The 23107-nt window shown below is 64.3% G+C and carries 16 protein-coding genes; 6 read left to right on the forward strand and 10 right to left on the reverse strand.

The window, feature by feature from the left end; all coding sequences use genetic code 11:
• From Q3A80_RS26570 to Q3A80_RS26595, 6 genes are all read left to right on the forward strand, one after another.
• On the forward strand, window positions 1-4648 hold a 4648-nt coding region (locus tag Q3A80_RS26570; RefSeq protein WP_446331855.1), incomplete at its 5' end, for a YadA-like family protein.
• Window positions 4649-4773: 125 nt separating this feature from the next.
• Window positions 4774-5439: an OmpA family protein gene (locus Q3A80_RS26575; RefSeq protein WP_446331793.1), complete on the forward strand. Its 666-nt coding sequence runs from the start codon at window positions 4774-4776 to the stop codon at window positions 5437-5439.
• 401 nt (window positions 5440-5840) lie between these two features.
• Window positions 5841-6986 (forward strand): DUF2827 domain-containing protein, encoded by a 1146-nt coding sequence (locus Q3A80_RS26580; RefSeq protein ID WP_446331794.1) that lies wholly within the window; start codon window positions 5841-5843, stop codon window positions 6984-6986.
• A gap of 14 nt (window positions 6987-7000) precedes the next feature.
• The gene (locus Q3A80_RS26585) at window positions 7001-8155 is read left to right on the forward strand and encodes a DUF2827 domain-containing protein (RefSeq protein ID WP_446331795.1); all 1155 of its coding nucleotides are present in this window, start codon (window positions 7001-7003) and stop codon (window positions 8153-8155) included.
• 25 nt (window positions 8156-8180) lie between these two features.
• Complete coding sequence (locus Q3A80_RS26590; RefSeq protein WP_446331796.1) at window positions 8181-8648, forward strand: DUF4019 domain-containing protein; 468 nt, start codon at window positions 8181-8183, stop codon at window positions 8646-8648.
• A 28-nt stretch (window positions 8649-8676) separates the two neighbouring features.
• Window positions 8677-9813, forward strand: coding sequence for a DUF2827 family protein (locus Q3A80_RS26595; RefSeq protein WP_446331797.1), 1137 nt, complete (start codon window positions 8677-8679; stop codon window positions 9811-9813).
• A gap of 342 nt (window positions 9814-10155) precedes the next feature.
• On the opposite strand, the gene Q3A80_RS26600 is transcribed toward Q3A80_RS26595, so the two are convergent.
• The 10 genes from Q3A80_RS26600 to Q3A80_RS26645 form a co-directional block, all read right to left on the reverse strand.
• Entirely contained in the window at window positions 10156-10596 is a 441-nt protein-coding gene (locus Q3A80_RS26600; protein WP_446331798.1) for a hypothetical protein, read from the reverse strand.
• A gap of 116 nt (window positions 10597-10712) precedes the next feature.
• Complete coding sequence (locus Q3A80_RS26605; RefSeq protein ID WP_446331799.1) at window positions 10713-11516, reverse strand: EAL domain-containing protein; 804 nt, start codon at window positions 11514-11516, stop codon at window positions 10713-10715.
• Between the two features lie 743 nt (window positions 11517-12259).
• The gene (locus Q3A80_RS26610; protein WP_446331800.1) at window positions 12260-13402 is read right to left on the reverse strand and encodes a DUF2827 domain-containing protein; all 1143 of its coding nucleotides are present in this window, start codon (window positions 13400-13402) and stop codon (window positions 12260-12262) included.
• Between the two features lie 210 nt (window positions 13403-13612).
• Window positions 13613-15358: an ATP-binding cassette domain-containing protein gene (locus Q3A80_RS26615; protein WP_446331801.1), complete on the reverse strand. Its 1746-nt coding sequence runs from the start codon at window positions 15356-15358 to the stop codon at window positions 13613-13615.
• The gene (locus Q3A80_RS26620; protein WP_446331802.1) at window positions 15355-17037 is read right to left on the reverse strand and encodes an asparagine synthase-related protein; all 1683 of its coding nucleotides are present in this window, start codon (window positions 17035-17037) and stop codon (window positions 15355-15357) included. Before Q3A80_RS26620 ends, Q3A80_RS26615 begins: the two co-directional genes overlap by 4 nt.
• Entirely contained in the window at window positions 17037-17708 is a 672-nt protein-coding gene (locus tag Q3A80_RS26625; protein WP_446331803.1) for a lasso peptide biosynthesis B2 protein, read from the reverse strand. Before Q3A80_RS26625 ends, Q3A80_RS26620 begins: the two co-directional genes overlap by 1 nt.
• Window positions 17709-17796: 88 nt before the next feature.
• A complete protein-coding gene (locus Q3A80_RS26630; RefSeq protein ID WP_446331804.1) occupies window positions 17797-17979 on the reverse strand; it encodes an acinetodin/klebsidin/J25 family lasso peptide in 183 nt (60 codons plus the stop codon).
• Between the two features lie 655 nt (window positions 17980-18634).
• Entirely contained in the window at window positions 18635-20635 is a 2001-nt protein-coding gene (locus Q3A80_RS26635) for an acetyl/propionyl/methylcrotonyl-CoA carboxylase subunit alpha (RefSeq protein ID WP_446331805.1), read from the reverse strand.
• A 36-nt stretch (window positions 20636-20671) separates the two neighbouring features.
• Window positions 20672-21457, reverse strand: coding sequence for an enoyl-CoA hydratase/isomerase family protein (locus tag Q3A80_RS26640; protein ID WP_446331806.1), 786 nt, complete (start codon window positions 21455-21457; stop codon window positions 20672-20674).
• Window positions 21458-21476: 19 nt separating this feature from the next.
• Window positions 21477-23084: a carboxyl transferase domain-containing protein gene (locus Q3A80_RS26645; RefSeq protein ID WP_446331807.1), complete on the reverse strand. Its 1608-nt coding sequence runs from the start codon at window positions 23082-23084 to the stop codon at window positions 21477-21479.
• Window positions 23085-23107 lie beyond the last annotated feature (23 nt).

Here is a 23107-nt window from a genome sequence, read left to right on the forward strand (position 1 = left end):
GGTCGCGTCGCTTTCGACTTCTACGTCGACCGGCCTGTCTTCGGCCAACAGCTCGATCTCGTCGCTGTCCACGTCCACCTCGACGGGCATCAACTCGCTGTCGACGGGCCTGAGCTCGACCAACAGCTCGGTCGCGTCGCTTTCGACTTCCACGTCGACCGGCCTGTCTTCGGCCAACAGCTCGATCGGTTCGCTGTCCACCGGCCTCAGCACGGTCACGACCAAGACGGACAATCTCGGCAACAGCACCGCCGCAGCCCTCGGCGGCGGCGCGAGCTACGACTCGGCAACCGGCACGGTTTCGGCTCCGTCGTACACGACGTACAACGCGAACGGCACGACGTCGACCGCCAGCAGCGTCGGCTCGGCGATCGACAGCATCAACAGCCAGGGCATCAAGTACTTCCACGCGAATTCGACGGGCACGGACAGCCAGGCGCTCGGCACCGACTCGGTCGCGATCGGTCCGAATGCGATCGCCAACAACGCCGGCGACGTCGCGCTCGGCAGCGGCTCCGTCACGGGCACCCCGAACGCAACGCCGACCGGTACCGTCGGCGGCGTGACGAGCACGTTCGCGGGCGGCAACCCGACCAGCGTCGTCAGCGTCGGGAACGCGAGCACGGGCACCACGCGCCAGATCACCAACGTCGCGGCAGGCCAAATCACGGCGACCAGCACGGATGCGATCAACGGTTCGCAGCTCTTCGCGACCAATTCGGCCGTGGATTCGCTGTCGACGACGGTGTCGTCGTCCAGCAGCGCGATCTCGTCGCTGTCGACGGGCATCACTTCGTTGTCGACGGGCCTCAGCTCGACCAACAGTTCGGTCGCCTCTCTGTCGACCTCGACGTCGACCGGCCTGTCGTCGGCGAATAGCTCGATCAGCTCGCTGTCCACGTCGACTTCGAGTGGCCTCAGCTCGACCAACAGCTCCGTTGCATCGCTGTCGACCTCCACGTCGACCGGCCTCTCGTCGGCGAATAGCTCGATCAGCTCGCTGTCCACGTCGACTTCGACCGGTCTTAGCTCGACGAATAGCTCCGTGGCTTCGCTGTCGACCTCCACGTCGACCGGCCTGTCGTCGGCAAACAGCTCGATCAGCTCGCTGTCCACGTCGACTTCGACCGGTCTTAGCTCGACGAATAGCTCCGTGGCTTCGCTGTCGACCTCCACGTCGACCGGCCTGTCGTCGGCTACCAGCTCGATCAGCTCCCTCTCTACGTCGACCTCGACCGGCATCAGCTCGCTGTCGACCGGTCTTAGCTCGACGAATAGCTCCGTTGCCTCTCTGTCGACCTCCACGTCGACCGGCCTCTCGTCGGCAAACAGCTCGATCAGCTCGCTTTCTACGTCGACTTCGACCGGTCTCAGCTCGACCAATAGCTCCGTTGCCTCTCTGTCGACCTCCACGTCGACCGGCCTCTCGTCGGCAAACAGCTCCATCTCTTCGTTGTCGACGTCGACCTCGACGGGTCTGAGTTCGACGAACAGCTCTGTCGCTTCGCTGTCGACTTCTACGTCGACGGGCCTGTCGTCGGCTACCAGCTCGATCAGTTCGCTTTCCACGGGCCTCAGCTCGACCGATAGCTCCGTGGCTTCGCTGTCGACTTCCACGTCGACCGGCCTCTCTTCGGCGACGAGTTCGATCAGTTCGCTGTCCACGTCGACCTCGACGAGCATCAACTCGTTGTCCACGGGTCTCAGCTCGACCGATAGCTCGGTGGCGTCCCTCTCGACTTCCACGTCGACCGGCCTGTCGTCGGCAACGAGCTCGATCAGTTCGCTGTCCACGGGCCTCAGCTCGACCGACAGCTCCGTGACTTCGCTGTCGACTTCCACGTCGACCGGCCTCTCTTCGGCGACGAGTTCGATCAGTTCGCTGTCCACGTCGACCTCGACGAGCATCAATTCGTTGTCCACGGGTCTCAGCTCGACCGATAGCTCCGTGGCTTCGCTCTCGACTTCCACGTCGACGGGCTTGTCGTCGGCAACGAGCTCGATCAGTTCGCTTTCCACGGGCCTCAGCTCGACCGATAGCTCCGTGGCATCGCTGTCGACTTCCACGTCGACGGGTCTGTCGTCGGCTACCAGCTCGATCAGTTCGTTGTCCACGGGCCTCAGCTCGACCGACAGCTCGGTCGCTTCGCTGTCCACCTCCACGTCGACGGGCCTGTCGTCGGCCACCAGCTCGATCAGCTCCCTCTCTACGTCGACCTCGACCGGCATCAGCTCGCTGTCGACCGGCCTCAGCTCGACCGATAGCTCGGTAGCTTCGCTGTCGACTTCCACGTCGACCGGCCTCTCTTCGGCGACGAGTTCGATCAGTTCGCTGTCCACGTCGACTTCGACGGGCATCAATTCGTTGTCCACGGGTCTCAGCTCGACCGACAGCTCGGTGGCTTCGCTGTCGACTTCCACGTCGACGGGCCTGTCGTCGGCTACCAGCTCGATCAGCTCCCTCTCTACGTCGACCTCGACCGGCATCAGCTCGCTGTCGACCGGCCTCAGCTCGACCGACAGCTCCGTGGCGTCCCTGTCGACCTCCACATCGACCGGCCTCTCCTCGGCCACGAGCTCGATCAGCTCCCTGTCGACGTCGACCTCCACCGGTCTCTCGTCGGCCACCAGCTCGATCGGCTCGCTGTCCACCGGCCTGAGCACGACGAACAGCTCGCTCACGTCGTTGTCCACGTCGACCGCGAGCAGCGTCACGTCGCTGTCCACGGGCCTGAGCTCGACCAACAGCTCGGTCGCGTCGCTGTCGACCTCGACGTCGACCGGCCTCTCGTCGGCCACGAGCTCGATCAGCTCGCTGTCCACGTCGACCTCGACCGGCCTGTCGTCGGCAACCAGCTCGATCAGCTCCCTGTCGACGTCGACCTCGACGGGTCTCTCGACGGCGACCAGCACGATCCTGTCGCTGTCGACGTCCACGTCGACGGGCCTGTCGTCGGCCACCAGCTCGATCACGTCGCTTTCCACGTCGACGTCGACCGCGATCGAAGCCGCGAAGACGCACTACTACAGCGTCAACGACAACGGCACGCAGCAGGGCAACTACGCGAACAACGGCGCGACCGGCGTCAACTCGCTCGCAGCCGGCGTGAACGCCGCCGCGGCAGGCGCCAGCAGCGTGGCGGTCGGCGACAGCGCGAACGCGTCGTCGGACGGCGCAGTCGCGATCGGCCAGAGCGCATCGGCCACGGGCGGCAAGGCGGTGTCGATCGGCGCCGGCAACACCGCGAGCGGCGACGGCGCGGTCGCGATCGGCGATCCGAGCGTCGCAACGGGCACCGGCGCGGTGGCGATGGGGGCGAACGACACGGCGACCGGCACCGGCGCAGTGGCGCTCGGCAACGCGAACACGGCGACCGGCAACAGCGCGCTGGCCCTTGGCAGCGCGAACCAGGCCACCGCGGACAACACGATCGCGCTCGGCAATCAGGCGACGGCCAGCGCGACCGGCGCGCAGGCCTACGGCTCGAATGCGAAGGCCACGGCAACCGACGCACTCGCGCTCGGCTCGAACGCCACGGCCAACGTCGCGAACTCGATCGCGCTCGGCGCGAACTCGGTCACGGGCAACGCGGTCGGCACCTCGAGCGCGACGATCGGCGGCATCACGTATTCCTTCGCGGGCAGCTCGCCGGTGGGCGTGGTCAGCGTCGGTAACGCGGCCACGGGCGCGACGCGCCAGATCACGAACGTCTCGGCCGGCCAGATCTCGGCCACGAGCACGGACGCGATCAACGGCAGCCAGCTCAACGCGACGAACCAGGCGATCACGAGCCTGTCCACGTCGACCGCGTCGAACATCTCGTCGCTGTCGACCGGCATCGGTTCGCTGTCCACGGGCCTGAGCTCGACCAACAGCTCGCTGACGTCGCTGTCCACGTCGACGTCGACGGCGATCAACTCGCTGTCGACGGGCCTGAGCTCGACGAACAGCAACCTCACGTCGCTGTCCACGTCGACGTCGACGGGCATCGGCTCGCTGTCGACCGGCCTCAGCACGACGAACAGCACGGTGGCGTCGCTGTCGACGGGCGTGACGAACCTCGGCGACCAGGTGAACCAGCTGGCGACGACGGTCAACAACAACACGACCCGCACGGCGAACAACAACGGCATCGCCGCCGACATGAACGGCACCGGCAACGACAAGCCGGTCGTCACGGCCGGCTCGAACTCGGTGGCGATCGGTGCGGCGTCGAACGACGGCGGTCGGTCGAACGTGGTGTCGGTGGGCAGCGACACGCAGCAGCGCCAGATCACGAACGTCGCGCCGGGTACGCAAGGTACGGACGCGGTGAACGTGAACCAGCTGACGCAGGTGCAGACGACGCTGTCGACGGCACTGTCGGGCCAGCAGGCGCAGATCAACTCGCTGGGTTCGCAACTGCAGCAGACCGACCAGATGGCGAAGCAGGGTATCGCGGCCGTCGGCGCGATGGCGTCGATCCCGCAGCTCGACCGCGACGCCAACTTCGGGATGGGGGTCGGCACGTCGACCTTCCTCGGCCAGAAGGCAATGGCGGTCAACATGCAGGCGCGCATCACGGAGAACCTGAAGGCGTCGATCAACGGCGGCTTCAGCGGCGGTCAGAAGGTGATCGGCGCCGGCATGCTGTACCAGTGGAAGTAACCCGTCGCGCCGCCACGCCGCCCGGCCCGCGCGCCGGGCCGGCGAGCGGCGACGCCGACGGCAGGACGAGCGCGCCGCGCACCGTGCGGCGCGCTTCGGTCAACCCAAGCATTGAGGACGCAACCGTGAACAAACTCGCTCTGGCGCTCGCCCTTTCCGCGCTCGGTCTCGCCGCGTGCTCGACCGCATCGGGCCCGACCTACAGCGCATCCGAACTGCAGCCGCGCGACGGCGTGCGCACGTTCCAGGTGGACTGCCACGGCCTGCTGGCGGGCCCGCAGACCTGCATGAAGGCCGCGCGCAAGATCTGCGGCGAACAGCCGGTGCGCACGGTCGACTCGGCCCGCGCGCTGCGCGACGGCGCGGATCCCGCGACGCTGGTGTTCCAGTGCGGCGCCGCGCCGGCCGAAACCGCGCCGGCGGCCGCGGCACCGGCGCCCGCCGCGGTCGAGCACGTGAACCTCGCGGGCGACGCGCTGTTCGCGACCGGGCTGGCCACGCTGACGCCCGCGGCGCGCGCGTCGCTCGACCAGCTGCTGAGCGAACGCGAGGAGCGCACGTATACACAGGTGACGGTCACCGGCTATACGGATTCGGTCGGCAGCGCTGCGTCCAATCTCGCGCTGTCGAAGCGCCGCGCGCAAACCGTCGCCGGCTACCTGAAGGCGCACGGGCTGAACGCGCAAAGCATGTCGGTGACGGGCCGCGGCAGCGCCGATCCGGTCGCGTCCAACGCGACGGCCGCAGGCCGTGCGAGCAACCGCCGCGTCGAAATCTCGCTGCAGCGCTGAGCAGCGGCCGTCGCGCCCCGCGCGTGACGGCCCTCCCCGGCAGCGCACGCCCCGCCCTGCCGACGAACCGTCGAACCGCACCGCACGCCTCGCCAGCATGCCTCGCGCCAGCCCGCGCCGGCCGGTATGTCAAAGTTCGTCATGCCCCTCCACAAACCGGCGGCTTCCGTGCCACAATCGCCGCAGACAGCCGCCCGGGCGTTCCGCGCGCGTCGCGCGCCGTGCCAGCCGCGCCCGACGACACACCGGAATCCGGCGGCTGCCCCGCGCTCCGCGCCGCTCGATTCGTATTCCAGCATGCGCCGACGCGAACGCAACGAAGACAATCCACGGCGCGCCGTTTCGCGGCCCGGCGCTCGACGCCACGGCCGAACGCACGACGCCGCAGAGGAAACCAACCGGTGACGGACATCGATCAAACCGCCTCGCACGGCACCCGCACGCAACGGCCGGCCGTCGGCATCTCGCTGTTTGCGCGCGACGGCCAGGCGATCTGGGAAAACGGCATCCACCAGAACATCGCGTACCTCGCGATGATGCTGAAACGTTCGGACCGCGTCGGCCCGATCTATTTCCTGAACGGCGGCGACGCGAACGCGCTGCCGGCCGGTCTCGAACTCGACGGCCTCGACGTGCCGCTCGTGAAGCCCGCCGACGTCACGCACGCGCTCGACGTCGTGATCGAGATGGGCGCGCAGCTGCCGGTCGAATGGATGCGCCACGTGAAGGCGCTCGGCACGAAGCTCGTCGCGTGCTTCGTCGGCCACACCTACAGCGGTCTCGCCGAAACGCCGATCTTCGGCAAGCCGTCGGGCCACGTCTTCAACGGCACGCAGTTCGACGAAGTGTGGGTGCTCGAGAAATCGCAGAAGATCGACGTGCCGCTCTTGCGCACGCTCACGCGCGCGCCGGTCTACACGATTCCGCATCTGTGGTCGCCGTACTTCCTCGATCGCCGCATCGCCGCGCTCGCGAGCGAAGGCGCGACGTTCGGCTATCGGCCGGGCCGCCGCCCGTGGCATCTCGCGACGCTGGAGCCGAACATCTCGGTCGTGAAGTCGTGTCACTATCCGATGCTGGTGTGCGACGCGTTCTACCGCACGCATCCGGACGCCGTGCAGCATCTGTTCGTCGTCAACTCGATGCACATGAAGGCGCATCCGACGTTCGTGCACTTCGCGAACAGCCTCGATCTCGTGCGCCAGCACAAGGCGACGTTCGAGCCGCGCATGGACCTGCCGGGCTTCATGGCGCGCCATGCGGATGTCGTGGTGTCGCATCACTGGGAAAATCCGCAGAACTACCTGTATTACGACGTGCTGTACGGCGGCTATCCGCTGATCCACAACTCGACGCTGCTCGGCGACGCCGGCTACTACTATCCGGATTTCGATTCCGTCGCGGGTGCCCGTGCACTGCACGATGCGTGGCTGCATCACGACGAGCGGCTCGACGACTATCGCGCGAAAGCCGGCCGGCTGCTGCAGTCGGTCTCGATCGACAACCCCGCGAACCTGGACGCGTTCGTCGCGCGCCTGGTCGCCTGAACCGGAGCATACGCATGTCGGACTCCAATGCCCGTCAAGCGCCCGGCGACGGCAAGCGTCTCGTCGTCGGCGTATCGCTGTTCGTGCGCGGCGCCGGCCAGTCGCTGTGGGAAAACGGCATCTTCCAGAACTGCCTGCTGCTGATCCTGTTGCTGCGTCAGTCGCCGCTCGTCGCGGAAGCCGTGATGGTGAACGGCGGCGAACAGCTCGCCGATCCGCAGATGATGCTCGGCGAATGGAACGTGCCGCTGCTGTCGATGGACGAAGCGCTGCAACGCTGCGACGTGCTGATCGAAATGAGCGCGCAGTTCGGCGCGGACTACCTGCGCGCGTTCCGCGAGCGCGGCGGCAAGGTCGTCACGATGCGGGTCGGCAACGACTATGTGATCGACATCGAACGCGCGATGTTCGACAAACCGTCGGGCTTCCTGTTCTCGGGCGCGCCGTACGACGCGGTATGGACGATTCCGGAATTCGAGCGCTCGTGCCTGCACTATTACCAGACGGGCCTGCGCGCGCCGGTGACGGTCGTCCCGCACATCTGGCATCCGATGCTGTTCGACAAGGCGCGCGCGACGCTCGGCGCCGGTTTGTCCTTCGGGTATCAGCCGGGCAAGCCGCGCTGGCGCGTGACGATGTTCGAGCCGAACATCTGCATGGTGAAGACGAGCATCATTCCGATGCTGGTGGCCGAGGAGGCGTATCGCGCGAAGCCCGACTTCCTCGAATTCGTGCGCGTGTGCAACACGCTGCACCTGAAGGAACATCCGACGTTCGTCCACTTCGCGAAGAGCCTCGACATCGTGAACCACGGCATCACGACGTTCGAAAGCCGCTACGCGGTGTACGAGTTCATGGCTGCGTACGGCGACGCGGTGGTGTCGCACACGTGGGAAAACGCGCAGAACTACCTGTACTACGAGCTGCTGTACGGCGACTATCCGCTGATCCACAACTCGCCGTTCCTCGGCAAGGCCGGGTATTTCTACCCGGACTTCGATTGCCAGGCCGGCGGCCGCGCGTTGCTGCAGGCGTTTGCCGGGCACGACGCGAACCTCGACGCGTACCGCGAGCAATCGAAGCACGTGCTCGACTCGGTCAGCATCTACAACCCCGGCAACGTCGACGCGTATTCCGACGCGATCGCGTCGCTCTATCGCGACGCCTGATGCGCCGCCTTCTCCGGACCTCGACATGAACGCACACCCGACCCTCTCCCGCGCGAAATGGCTGATCGGCTGCGCCGTCGCCGCGCTCTCGATCGGCGCGCACGCGCAATCCGGCGGCGACTCGGCCGACGCGCTGCTGCGCGACGCCGATGCGGTCTTCAAGCAACTCGACGCCGGCCAATATCGCGACGTATGGACGGATTCCGCCGCATTCGTGAAGGCGCGCATCAAGCAGGACCAGTTCGCGGCGGACATGCAGCGCGCGCGCCAGTCGGTCGGCACGGTACGCCACCGCGGCTGGGCGCAAATCACGCGGATCCGCTACACGAACACCGCGGGGATGCCCGACGGACTCTACGCGAACCTCGACTACGCGACGACGCTCGCCAGCGGCTCGATCGTGTACGAGAAACTGAGCTTTCGCCTCGAAGACGACGGGCACTGGCACATGACCGGTTACGTGCCGCGCCAGTCGCAGAACTACACGCCTTGAGCCGCGCATCGTCCGCCCGGAGCAACCGATGAAGATCAATGTCGCGATTACGATGAACGTGCAGCGCGACGCGACGCAGTCGATCTGGTACAACGGCGCGAACCAGCACTGCGTGTATCTGTACATGCTGCTGAAACGTTCGCCGCTGATCGGCGAGGTCTGGCTCGCGCACGACGACGGTATCGACGAGTATCCGCAGGCGCTGATGCTGGACGCGTTCGGCGACGCGCTGCGCCCGCTGTCGGCGATCGTTCACCAGACCGACCTGCTGATCGAGATGAACGCGTTCATCGACCCGTCGCACACGGACGCGGTGCGCCGGCGCGGCGGCAAGTGCGTGTCGTACCGCTTCGGCAATGATTACGTGATCGCCGTCGAGACGATCAACTTCGAGAAGAACAACTGGCGGCCGAACCCGAATCGCGTTCAGTTCGACGAGATCTGGACCAATCCGCAACACATGCACACGTGCGCGGCATACTTCCAGGCCGTCTATCGCGCGCCGGTGATCGAGCTGCCGCACATCTGGTCGCCGTATTTCATCGAACGCAGCGTCGACGCCGATCCCGAACTGAAAGCGCGCTTCGGCTACCGCAATCACGGCCCGGCAAAGCGGATCGCGTTCTTCGAACCGAACCTGAACGTCGTGAAGAGCTCGATCGTGCCGATGCTGGCCGCGAACGCGTGCTACGTCGACCACCCCGAGCTCGTCGAGCACGTGTACATGACCAACACGTTCGACAAGAAGGAAAACGTCGCGTTCAAGCACCTCGCGCTCGGGCTCGAGATGGTGCGCGACGGCAAGGCGACGGCCGACGTGCGCGCGCCGTTCGTCGCATGGGCCGCGCATCACACCGACATCGTCGTATCGCACCACTGGGAAAACGGCCTGAACTACCTGCTGTACGACGCGCTGTACGGCAACTACCCGCTGGTGCACAACTCGCCGTTCCTGCGCGACGTCGGCTACTACTACCCGGACTTCGAGATCTTCGACGCGGCGCGCGCGATCGCGACCGCCGCGCAGACCCACGACGCGCGGCTCGACGACTACGCGGCAGCGGCCCGCCGCTGCCTGCAGCAGGTCGACGCGCTCGCCGACCACAACGTCAGCGCGTATTCCGCGCAGATCCAGCGCCTGTTCGACGGGCGTGCGCTCGGCTGAACGTCGGCGCGGCTTTCGCTCACGAAGCACGCGATTCGCGATTTCGTCGCGACCGATTCGGTGCACGGGCCGTTCGTCATCAACGGCCACAGCGCGCGGCAGACGGAGGCCCGGAGCGAAAGCGGCCGAAAGCACGACCACGCCGCGCTCGACACGATGCGGCAGTTGATCGACCCGTTGCGCGGCGGCGCGCGCACGCATGGAAATGGGACGACGCGGTCGGCCGCGCACTGGCATTCGTGCTCGGCGGTTTCAGGAACGACTGAGGACCGGTTGCCGCGCGTCGCCGAGCCGCGATCCGCGTGCCCCGGTCGCGACGGCGAGCCGGTGTGCGGACACGCGCTATGCCGGCACGCGCTGGCCGCGCCGCTCGGCAAACACGCGGCCATGCCGCCGGCCGAGGCGCGCAAGCCTCGCGAAACAGCGGGCCGCCGCGGGGCTGACCGCGCCCGCTTGCTTCGCGAGGCTGCCCGCTACGCCGCACGCGATCGCGGAATCGTCACCGCATGCGCCCGCAAACGCGCCGGCGAAATAGTGCCGCGCCGCGCGCTCGCGGCCGTCGGCATCGAGCGGTTTCAACCGGTAAACAAGCTGCGAAACGTGGGTCAGGCCGTCGAGAAACGGCGCGACGTCAAGCGGCGCATCGAGCGCATCGACGTCCTGAGCCAGGTCGGCACCGAGCTGCCGCAGGATGTCGGCCAATTCGGCGATTGCGACGAGTTCGCGCGCACCGCTCACTTGCGTGTTCGTTTCGTGCCCGGCCTTCACCTTCGTCACCGCCATGCCGGCGCCCCTTTACGGTCCGTCCTTGCCCGATGCCGGCGCGCAGCGCGCGCGGCGGCCTCATGCAGCCCTATAAGCCCTACAAGCCCTACAAGCCCTACAAGCCCTATGCAGCCTCATGCAGCCGCTGGCGACCGCCATGAAAAGCGAATGCCCTGCGCCCACGCGACGCCGGAATCCAGGATGATCTGCCGGTCGACTTCGTTCTCCACGCCTTCGACGACGACGTGCCGCGCGCTTTCGTGCGCGAACGCGATCAGCCGGCGGAACTGGTAGCGCCCGATCGCGTTGCGCTTGATCAGCGACAGCACCGACCGGTCGAGCTTCACGATGTCGGGGTTGCCGATTACCAGGTTGTTCAGCGCGCTGAAGCCGACACCGAAATCGTCGATCGCGACGCGGCATCCGGCCTGCCGGAACCGATTCACGAACGACCGGCCCGCGACCGGGTTCAGCGGCCCCGTCTCGGTAATTTCGACGACGAGCCGCGCCGCCACCGACGGCTCGCGCTCGAGCCGCCTGAAGATCGGCAGCCACGCGTCGTCGACGACCGCGCTCGCCGCCGCGACGTTGCAGCCGTACACGGCCTTCGGGTCGGCGCGCAGCGCATCGATCGTCCGGGCGACCACGAGCCGGTCGAACCAGCGCATCAGCCCGAGCGACTCGAGCCGCGGCAGGAACGCGACGGGCGGCAACGCATCCTGCGACCCCCAGCGCAGCCGCGCGAGGCATTCCTGATACAGCACGCCGCCCGACAGATCGGCCCGGCAGACCGGCTCGCGCGCAAATCCGAGCCGGCTTTCAACGAAACTGCGTACCGACGCAAGGTCGGGGTGATCGTCGGGCGCGCCGAACACGAGATCGATCTCGTTCCGATTCGCTACCCGGTTCGCCTCGAGGCGAGGTTCGACCGCATTCATCCGGCGCTCCGGCAATGGCGGGCCGCCGTCGACGGCCCGCGCTCTCGATACGTGGAGCGAGCCGACCACGACGCGCTCCACTGCCTACCCGGCCCAACCTCTTGTTTCGATCTTTTCCGGGAGCGTACTTTTCATTTCGGCGCGCCGTCAAATCCGATATTGTCAACGATATTCAAACACAAGAAATACACCACGCATGCACGTCAGCGACTGTGCGACAGGTTACATAAAACCGTCGGCGATTTTGCCGCGAAAGGCGTTTATTCGATTCACCTAAACATGCATGCTTGTATCGATTTATCGCGAGACCCGTTTCATAAATCGGACGTTTGCGGTTTCGTGCGACAAATACGGGCTCGCGGAATCGCCCTGGCAATCGGCTCCGGCATTCGCGCCGCGCACCGGCAACGGGCACCGAGCAAAGGTTCCTGCCCGGCATTCGATCCTTGCAGAATTCAATTTCACCGTTTCAAACGATATTCAGAATATCCCGACAATAATCAGGTCAGATCGATACGATAATATCGAGCCAATTATATGACATACATCGATTGAAAGATGTTTAACAATCTTTTCGGCTTGTTAACCTCTAAAATAATTTTCGACGGACTTCCCTCGGAGCCGTCAAATTCGTGCCTTCAAAAACCGTCGAATCTCCCCGGTTCGGCGGTTTCTTTTTTAACGGCACCGTTTCTTCAGACATTAATCCGGGACGACCCGCCCAAAAGGCGCTTCGCGCAATCTCACGCAGCGGTCGCGCCGATCAGATTGGCGAGCAGCGCGTCGTATTCGGCGACGAGCGCCGGGTTCGCCGACGTATAGCGGCCGAGGATCTCGCGCTGGCGCCGCGTGTACCCTTCCCAGTCGTCGTCGTGCGTGTGCAGCGCGTGCAGCAGCGCGTCCGCCCCCTTCTGCACGTCGTTGTCCGGGTAGTAGTAGCCGAGATCGGGTGCGAGGCTCGCGTTGTGCACGAGCGGATAGCCCTGCCAGCACACGTCGAAGTAGAAGTAGTTGAGCGGGTTCGACCATTGGTGCGACACGACGATGTCGGTCAGGTCGGCCAGGAACAGCGGCGTGTCGAAACGCCCGACGAAGCTCGCCTTGCCCGCGCGCACGATGTCCAGATAGTTCATCAGCATCACGAACTCGGGGCTGTCGTGTGCGAGACGGTCGGCGTTCGTCACGTGCGTGAAGCAGATCGCATCGGGGTTGCGCCGGTACGCTTCGTCGATGATCAGCATCGGGTACACGCAGAACTTCACGACGTTGTGGTTCGGCTCCATCACCGTGAGCCGCTTGCCCGGCTCGCCGCGCGGCCGGTATTCGCCGTGCTCGGGGAGCGATGCCGCACGCTCGCCGAGGAACATCGGATCCCACACGAACGGCACGACGCGCCCCGGGCAGCGGCGCAGCGACTGCAGGAACGGCAGCGACGACGGCGCGATCTGCGGAATCGCCCACACCTCGTCGTAGCCGCGATTGATGAACAGCGAATCCCACAGCCGGCGGCCGAACAGCATCGATTCCATCGCGTTGATGTACTCGACGCCGCAGCAATAGCTGACGATCTTCGCGCCGCGTGCCTTCAGGTAAGCCGTCTGCGCGCCGTCGATCTGGCCGCCGAGCTCGATCACCACGTCGAGCGCGTCCTTCATGTCGGCGAACGCACGCGTGTCGAACACGGTGCGATCCCACGGCAGTGCATCGGTGAGCGGCACGTCGGTCGTGTTGACCAGCGTCACGCGGTACCCATGCGGCGACGCCATCAGCAGCTTCGCGAGAAACAGCGCGTTCTGCTTGATGCCGTTGATCCACAGGCTTTCGTCGGGAGCGCGCAGTCCGATCGTGATACCGATGCGCAGGCCGGTCAGGACAGGAGACGTCATCGTCGGTGGGATGGGAGAGTGAATGGACGCAGTGTAGCGCGCGGCACGCTGCCGCGCGAGCAATCCGCCAGTCTAGCGGAGCGCAGGCCGCGAGACTGTCATGGATGGTCATGCGCCGCGCGGTGCGCTCCGTTTACCGGCAGATTGCCGACGTCGTACAACATTTTCGCGACGGCGCCCTTATTCCGCGTGCCGGCCATGTGTTCCAACTTAGTCGACGTTGGATTCAACCACCCGGGCATAGAACGGGTTTCGCGTTCGGAGCACTTCGGGTTCAGCGTGGTCGTCGATCCGGCCACCAGACATGACGATCACTTCATCCATCTTCGACATGGCACTGGGCCGGTGAGTAATCATGACAATCGTCTTCTCCGAAAAAGCGTCGAATATCTTGTCGAGTACATACTGCTCCGTGACAAGATCCAGCGAAGACGTTCCCTCGTCGACAAGCACGATATCCGGCGTACGCAGAAACAATCTCGCCAACGCAAGTCTTTGCCGCTGCCCACCGGAGAGCGTGGCACCGCGATCGCCCAGCGACGTGTCGAGGCCCGCGGGCAGATCAACCAGCAGGTCCTTCAATCCGGCGGACTCGAGGGCGATGATCATGTCCGCATCAGATGCACACGGGTCCGCAATCTGCAGATTGAAACGTAGCGTGTCCTTGAACAGGTGAACATCCTGAGAAACGCAGCCGATCCGGCCGTTCAGAACTTGTGGATCGATGCTCGAGATGTCCTCCCCGAAGATCCGGACCGCTCCCTTTTCCGTGACGAGTTGTTTCATCATCACCTTGATCAGCGTACTTTTCCCCGCACCGCTCGGTCCGGTGATAGCGACACGTTTTCCCGTACCAACAGCAAAACCAACATCCGTCAACGCTCGCCGATGGGTTCCGGGATAGGTCGCGCAAACCCATTCAAACTCGATTGCCGGTGCGTCGAATTTGACTGCCTGCATCGAATCGGATCTGGAAATGGCCGTGGTGACGGACAGTTTGTCGAGGAATCGGCCGAGCGTGACCAGCGACTGGTTGATTTCGGTGAACATGTTTCCCAGGATTTCGATCGGCGAGAGCAGCGTCAACGTGTAGGTCGCGACCAAGACGAAATTCCCGATTGAACGCGCTCCAGTCACGACTTCGTGCAGCGCCACCAGGAAGGTCAGACCAATCAGGCCAACGAACAGAGAAGCGTTGAAGAGTTGCATACGCAGGCTGACCCTCCAGTAGCCGCCCTGCACATGCCGGTCCTCGTCGAGCACGCGTTCGTAGCGCGAAAGCAGGAATCGATAGCCGTTGAACTGGCGCGCGACCTGGATGTTGGCGATCGAGTCCGTCAACGTTGCGTAAGACTTTCTGCCCGCATCCATGCCAGCAGATTTAAGTTCGACGAGTCTCCTGCCATGTACGACATTGTTCGCCACAAAGAGCACGACGTAGATCGCGATTGCTCCGGCCACCAGCCAATCATGATTGGCCGCCAAGATTGCAATGGCGATGCAGAGCTGAACGATCGGGGAAATAAGCGAGGCCGAGAGATTCCGAATGATGGTATAGAGATCATTCGATGCCTGAGTAATTTCCTGGGTCAATTCTCCGGAATTCTTGTTGACGAAGAAATTCTCCGATTGCCGGCAAAGGTAGCTGAAGTAACCGGCGAGGAGTGAGCGATTCGCCCGAAGGCGAAGCATGCTCTGCAGATAAAGATTGACGGTGCCGAGAATCTTCGGCATCGCGATGGTGAATAGGTAGCCCGCGGCGAAGTAGGAGCTGTACACCGGCAGCCTGGGCTCCCCTGCGAGCAGGTTGTCGGCCAGTCGTCCAAGGAAAACCGGCGAAAGCGCCATCGATGCAGCGCTCGCCAGCGTGCAAAACACGATTGCGGCGATGAAATAGTGTTCCCGTCGCTGTAGACGACATCCGATTTCCGAGCAGATTCCGAACAACCTTTTCATGGTCGAGTATGTTTTACAGATCGATGTTCGATCGATCGGAGATGCGCTTCGATCTTGTACAGGTTGACGATGTTCTTGAAACTCTCGGTCAACGCAATTCGGCAGTTGTGGCGCACATCGGCAAGCAGTGCGTCGCGGTCGATGCCCAAAAGCTGCACGACTCGAGAACGGCTCATCAGATCGCAAAGGTTGGTCTCGGATTGCGATAGCAGTTCAAACAGGAGCGCTGACGATGCACGCTTCGTCCGTCGCCATGCAAACGACTTCCCCGACTGCGCGTAAATGGATTCGCGCAGCGTGACGCGATCATGAGTTTCCGTGAACGTATCCTGAACGGGAATGCCTATCATGTGCCCGATAACGCTCTGCAGTAGCAACGGGGCGAGCATGGACGGCCCGTTACGTGCAGCTCGTACCGATTGCAGCGCCTGTAGAATTGCCGAGAGATGATTGTATTTTGCAGTACGGTGATCCAGGTCTCGAATCAGATAGTGGCCGGACCGACCCGCCGACCGATGCCTCAATCGCGGCAACCAGACCGGAGCTGAATTCGAAGGTGCGTGTCGCCCCGTCAGGAGACGAAAATTATCTCGGACGATCTCGACTCCCCGCCGCCCTTTCAACCGCGATAATTTCCGCACGGTCCTCACATACTCAGCCATCCTCCCCGCCCGCAACGCGGTCATACACGAATTGCTTCCAGGATTCTGAACGAACACGTGATCCCCGCCGTGCCCCGTGATGAGAAGCGTTTTCTCGTCAATCAATGTCCCGTGGCAAGCGACCGAGCACGATCGAAAAATCGATATGTCGCAAGGAGAAGAGGACTGGTCGTCTGTAGGGATCGCGAATGCTCTACTGTAATCCTCCCGCTCGGGCACAAACCGTTGGATCTCGCAGCCGAGATCCAAAGCCACTGCCGCCGCTTCTTGATATTCGCTCTCCCGTGCATCGGGTCCGGACTCGCTATGCAAAACGAGAGGCTTCGTTCCGTTCGCCAACAGCGACCAAAGCAAGGTGCTCGAGTCCAAGCCGCCGGAAAACATCAGCGTCGTGCAGTCGAAAGCGTTGGTAAATGCCGCCAGCGTATCGCGCAACGTATCCACCACGTCACCGTTCTGAACGATCGGCTGATTGACGAACATCGCATCGTCGACGCGCCATGTCGACATCTTGATGCACTCGCCGAGCATGACCTCGCGTATGTTCTCGAATAAAGTGGACCCGTCGAATTTCTGCTGATGCTCGACGAAATCGCGACAGTAACCTACATTGATGTGTTGTTTCGCAAAGCCGCCACGCAAGGCGACAAGCACGGCCAATTCGCTACAAACGAACATCATCCGATCAAGCTCGGTATAGAAAATATCCGTACTTCGATACAGACTTCTCACCACATCGATTCCGCTCGTCCCCAGCAGAATGGACGTGAAATGGCCGATCAGAGTCGGTAAGCGAGCACGCCTCTCCGGCGCCGGCCAGGCCTGACACGACGGCCACTCGTATGCAGTCCCCTCGAAGAACTCGATGGAATCCCCGACCACCGAAGTCACCCACCGATCCGAGCATCGCACCACGAACGCCCCGTGATGATGCATAGTCAATCGATTGCTTGCCGCCCATTCGTCAATGATGTCCTTCAAGTGCCGCTCGATATTTCCGGGATAAGCAATGAACATCAGACCTCCAGGATAACTGCCAGATTTTTCCGCAGATCGACAGCGTCGTTCACGATTTCCCCGTCGACTTCGACCCAGGCGTGGCTGAAGAAAGGACGTGTTCTCACACCAACGACCAATCTCACACCGGAGATCTTCCGCCTCAATAGTAGGGTCAAGGCGAGTGAATAAGTGAGGCACCGGTTCCCGCTGACATCCCAGGCAAAGACCCGATTCAGATCGTTCATGGCAGCCTGAACGATTCCGTCGCGATCCATCGACGCCGCTGCCATTCGTCGGGGAGTTTTCCGCATCGACGCGATGCCCCTGAATCCCCCGGCTCTGATCATGAACGTTGCCCGATACAGCGCCACGAGCGATGCGGCATAGCCTAGCCATGTGGATGGCATCGCTTGCGTCAATGGCATCATCCAGCGTTGTTCCACATAGCTCTGCGGCCTCAATACAGCAGGCGGCTTGTCCGCGCGGTTAGACTGCTCCAACACTCCCATGATCCGCAGTGCCTCGCACAATCGGGAGGCCTTCCGTCCGATCGCCGGTTCATATAGCGCATCGATCTCGTCGCCGGAAACGTCCTTGATCAAATGAAATCTGTTGTCTCGAATAGTAAGAATGATCAGATCGTCCTCGTAATAGGCCAATCTAGCGTGTTGACTCAATGCATAAGGCATGCGGTCGCCCGTCCATCGACTACGATGAAACCCTGAATCGGAAAACGGACGGCAGCCCTCAAATGAAACCCGCCGTCCGCCCGGTTGATCACCCGTAGTAACCCGAATCCATGATCTGCCAGTCGTGGATATTCATCGGCCTGTTGAAGTATTCGGCGACGCTGCCGTCCCCGCCCAAGGTTGCCTTGCTGGCATCCTGATTCAGCGTGATGACATCGACATCTCCAACGCGCGTGGCTTCGAAGGAAGCTTTGCTCGAACCGTTTTTCATAGTATTCCTTAATAAAAAATGAGATGAAGCATCAAACTGCAAGAATACGTATCATCACATCAATTGCAAATGATTCGTATTCGCATTAATCGTATGAACACCTCTGCACTCCGTCAAGGCGAATGAACGCTGTCGCTGCCGGGTGACGGGTGGATAACGTAGCGCCGACCTTAAACTTGTCTTACGCAGAGACAAAGGATGTCGCACGCCACAAGCCCAGAAAACCTGCCGCGTATGGGCGTCTAGTCGTTTTCCCGGCGGTGATTTAGTACAAATCTGACGAGGGGACGGCTAACTGACGGTTACGCGCCGCGATGGGAAAGCTCACGCCATGAACTGTAAAAAACTCTTAACGCCAAGTGGATTCCAGGATGCGAAAGGCGAGCCCCTGTGGCGGTAGTCTGCAGCACACGTCAGGAGGGCAAGGGAGAAGAAATACACACCAGACCGGCCACTTGCAAGGCCGGAGCTGGTGAAAGACGCACTTGAAGTGCAATACGAAAACGGTCGCGCGTTACGTGGCAACGCACATGACCGAACAGAATGCCGACGACGACGGAGCGCTGAACGATTGATGCGCGAAATCCCGGCTGTGAGTGTTGTCGAAGGTTGCGCGGCCCACTGCTCCGAGTCGCGCATCCCCGGCTCGCCCCGATCAGTCTTCCGCCATCACCAGCAGCTGCGCGCCATCGGCGACCTGATCGCCGACGCCGTACAGCACTTCCGCGACGACACCCGCGCCTGGCGCGCCGATCGTATGCTCCATCTTCATCGCTTCCATCACGATCAGCGGCGTGCCGGCGTCGACCTTCTGACCGGGCTCGACGAGCACCGCGATCACCTTGCCGGGCATCGGCGCGGTCAGGCGGCCGCCGCCATGCTCGGCATCGCCCGCGTGCGCGAGCACGTTGCGCCACTCGAACGTCTCGGCCACGCCCTGCGTGAACACGTGGAAACTGTCGCCGTCCGCATACACGCGCCCGCTGCTGCGCACGCCGCCGAGCGTCACGTCGAAGTCGAGCGGCGTCGCGCCGCGCGTCCACGCGAACGTCTGCGCCGCGGCATCGCCGGTGACGAGGCGCGTGCTGCCGCCGTCGTCCTCGTAAGTGACCGTCACGTCCGCTTCGCGATCCGGCGCATGCCATTCGAGCGTGCGGCGATAGCCGCCGTTCAGCCGCCAGTCCGGCAATGCGCGCCACGGCGACGTGCCGTCCCGCGCGGCCGCATCGCGCTCGCGCGCGAGGAGCGCCGCGCACGCCAGCGCGAGCGTCGCGCGCGGCGGCTGTTGCGGTGCGAACAGCACGTCGTGGTTGCGCTCGATCAGGCCCGTGTCGAGATCGGCGATCTCGAACGGCTGGCAGGCGACGATCCGCTGCAGGAACGCGGCATTGGTGTGCAGGCCCACGACCTCGCAAGCCTGCAGCGCGCGCAACATCCGGCCGAGCGCTTCCGCACGGTCCGCGCCGTGCACGATCAGCTTCGCGATCATCGGATCGTAGAACGGCGTGATCGCATCGCCTTCGCGCACGCCGCTGTCGACACGCACCGGCGCGCCGATCGCAAACTCGACACCGTCAGGCAGCCGCAGGTGCTTCAGCGTACCGGTGGACGGCAGGAAGCCGCGCGCCGGGTTCTCCGCGTAAAGACGCGCTTCGATCGCATGCCCCTGTACGCGCAGCTCGTCCTGCTTCAGCGGCAGCGGCTCGCCCGCTGCGACGCGCAGCTGCCACTCGACGAGATCGAGCCCCGTGACCATCTCGGTGACCGGATGCTCGACCTGCAGGCGCGTGTTCATCTCCATGAAGTAGAACGCTTCGCCCGTCATGATGAATTCGACGGTGCCCGCGCCGACGTAATTCACCGCGCGCGCGGCCGCGACGGCCGCTTCGCCCATCGCCTGGCGCACGTCCCGATGCAGCCCCGGCGCCGGCGCTTCCTCGAGCACCTTCTGGTGACGGCGCTGCACCGAGCAGTCGCGATCGAACAGGTACACAGTGTTGCCGTGCGTGTCGCCGAACACCTGCACTTCGACATGACGCGGACGCGTCAGGTATTTCTCGATCAGCACGCGATCGTTGCCGAAGCTGCTCGCGGCCTCGCGCTGGCACGATGCCAGCGCCGCCAGGAAGTCCTCCGAGCGCTCGACCACACGCATGCCCTTGCCGCCGCCGCCCGCACTTGCCTTCAGCAGCACCGGGTAGCCGATCCGGTCGGCTTCGCGATGCAGGTTGCCGGCGTTCTGGTCATCGCCGTGATAGCCGGGCACGAGCGGCACCGCGGCCGCGTGCATCAGCGCCTTCGCGGCGGCCTTCGAGCCCATCGCCGCGATCGCGTCGACCGGTGGGCCGATGAACACGATGCCGGCCGCTTCGCACGCATGCGCGAAATCCTCGTTCTCCGACAGGAAGCCGTAGCCGGGATGGATGGCCTGTGCGCCGGTCGCGCGCGCGGCGTCGATGATGCGTTCGATGCGCAGGTAGCTGTCCGCGGCGGCCGAGCCGCCGATGTGCACGGCTTCGTCGCAGGCGGCGACGTGCTTCGCGTTCGCGTCCGCGTCGGAATAGACGGCGACGCTCGCGATCCCGAGACGTTTGCACGTCGCGGCGACGCGGCAGGCGATTTCGCCGCGGTTGGCGATCAGAATCTTGTCGAACATGGCTTCGATGTCGTCCGGAAAGTTAGGGGCACGCCGTCATTCACGCCACGAAGGCGTGCGTTTCTCGAGGAAGGACGCAATCCCTTCGCGCGCTTCCGCGCCGGCGCGGGTGCGCGCAATCCAGTCGGCGGTCTGCTCGATCAGCGTCGCATCGAGCGGCCGGCCGGCCACGTCGGCAACGAGCCGCTTGCACGCGCACACCGCATCGGGGCCGTTCGCGACGAGCGTCGCGGCGAGCTTCGCGACCGTATCGTCGAGCGCATCGGCCGGCACCGCGTCGTGAATGAAGCCCAGCGACGCCGCGCGTGCGCTGTCGAATACCTCGGCCGTCGTGAAGTAGCGGCGCGCCGCGCGCTCGCCCATCGCACGCACGACGTACGGCGCGATCGTCGCGGGAATCAGCCCGAGCCGCGCTTCGGACAGGCAGAACTTCGCGCCGTCGGCGGCGATCGCGATGTCGGCCGCCGCGACGAGCCCCACGCCGCCCGCATACGCGTCGCCGTGCACGCGCGCGATCACCGGCTTGCCGCAGCGATGGATCGCCTCGAGCATCCGCGCGAGCTTGCGCGCGTCGGCGCGGTTCTCGTCGTCCGAGTAACCGGCCATCTTCTTCATCCAGTTCAGGTCCGCGCCCGCGCAGAACGCCGCGCCCTCCGCGGCGAGCACGACCGCGCGCACGCCTTCGTGCGCGTCGAGCCACTCGAACGTGGTGGTCAGCTCGGCGATCGTCGTCTCGTTGAACGCGTTGCGCACGTCGGGCCGCGCGAGCGTGACGGTCGCGACGCGGCCGGCTTCGCTTACCTTGATCGTTTCGTATCGCATCGGTGGATCCTCCCGGCCGTTACATGCGGAACACGCCGAAGCGCGTGTCTTCGATCGGCGCGTTCATCGACGCGGCGAGGCCGAGCCCGAGCACGTCGCGCGTCTGCGCGGGATCGATCACGCCGTCGTCCCACAAGCGCGCGCTCGCGTAGTACGGATGCCCCTGGCGCTCGTACTGGTCGCGGATCGGCTGCTTGAACGCATCCTCCTCGTCGGCCGACCACGTGCCGCCCTTCGCCTCGATCCCGTCGCGGCGCACCGTCGCGAGCACCGACGCGGCCTGCTCGCCGCCCATCACCGAAATCCGTGCATTCGGCCACATCCACAGGAAACGCGGACCGAACGCGCGGCCGCACATCCCGTAGTTGCCGGCGCCGAACGAGCCGCCGATGATCACCGTGAATTTCGGCACCTTCGCGTTCGACACGGCGGTGACCATCTTCGCGCCGTGACGCGCGATGCCTTCGTTCTCGTACTTGCGGCCGACCATGAAGCCCGTGATGTTCTGCAGGAACACGAGCGGAATCTTGCGCTGGCAGCACAGCTCGATGAAATGCGCGCCCTTCACGGCCGACTCCGAGAACAGGATGCCGTTGTTCGCGACGATCCCGACCGGATGGCCCCAGATGTGCGCGAAGCCCGTGACGAGCGTCGTGCCGAAGCGCGCCTTGAATTCGTCGAACTCGGAATCGTCGACGATGCGCGCGATCACCTCGCGCACGTCGAACGGCTTGCGCGTGTCGACCGGAATCACGCCGTACAGGCTCTTCGCGTCGTAGCGCGGCGGCTTCGGTTCGCGCAACGCCACCGGCGGCGCGATTTTCGGCGCGAGGTGACTGACGATGTTGCGCGCGATCGACAAGGCGTGCGAATCGTTCTGCGCGAGATGATCGGCCACGCCCGACAGGCGCGTGTGCACGTCGCCTCCGCCGAGATCCTCGGCGCTCACTTCCTCGCCGGTCGCGGCCTTCACGAGCGGCGGGCCGCCGAGGAAAATCGTCCCCTGGTTCTTCACGATGATCGACTCGTCGCTCATCGCCGGCACATATGCGCCACCGGCGGTGCACGAACCCATCACGACCGCGATCTGTGCGATCCCCGCAGCGGACATCGTCGCCTGGTTGAAGAAGATGCGGCCGAAGTGGTCGCGATCGGGAAACACGTCGTCCTGGTTCGGCAGGTTCGCGCCGCCGGAGTCGACAAGGTAGACGCACGGCAGCCGGTTTTCCGCGGCGATTTCCTGCGCGCGCACGTGCTTCTTCACGGTCATCGGGTAGTAGGTGCCGCCCTTGACCGTCGCGTCGTTGCACACGATCACGCACTCGCGGCCCGCGATCCGGCCGATCCCGGTGATCACGCCCGCGCCCGGCGCGTCGTCGTTGTACATGCCGTTCGCCGCGAGCTGCGAGAACTCGAGGAACGGCGCGCCGGGATCGAGCAGTTGCGCGATCCGGTCGCGCGGCAGCAGCTTGCCGCGCGACAGGTGCTTGTCGCGCGCGGCCTGGCCGCCGCCTTGCGCGAGCTGTTCGATCTTCGCGCGCAGGTCGGCGACGACCGCCTCCAGCGCCGCGGCGTTCGCGCGGAAGTCTTCCGAACGCGGATTCAGTTTCGATTCGATGATCGGCATCGACGGGGCTCCGTTCGTGTGAC

It is taken from the genome of Burkholderia sp. SR8, from assembly GCF_052851275.1.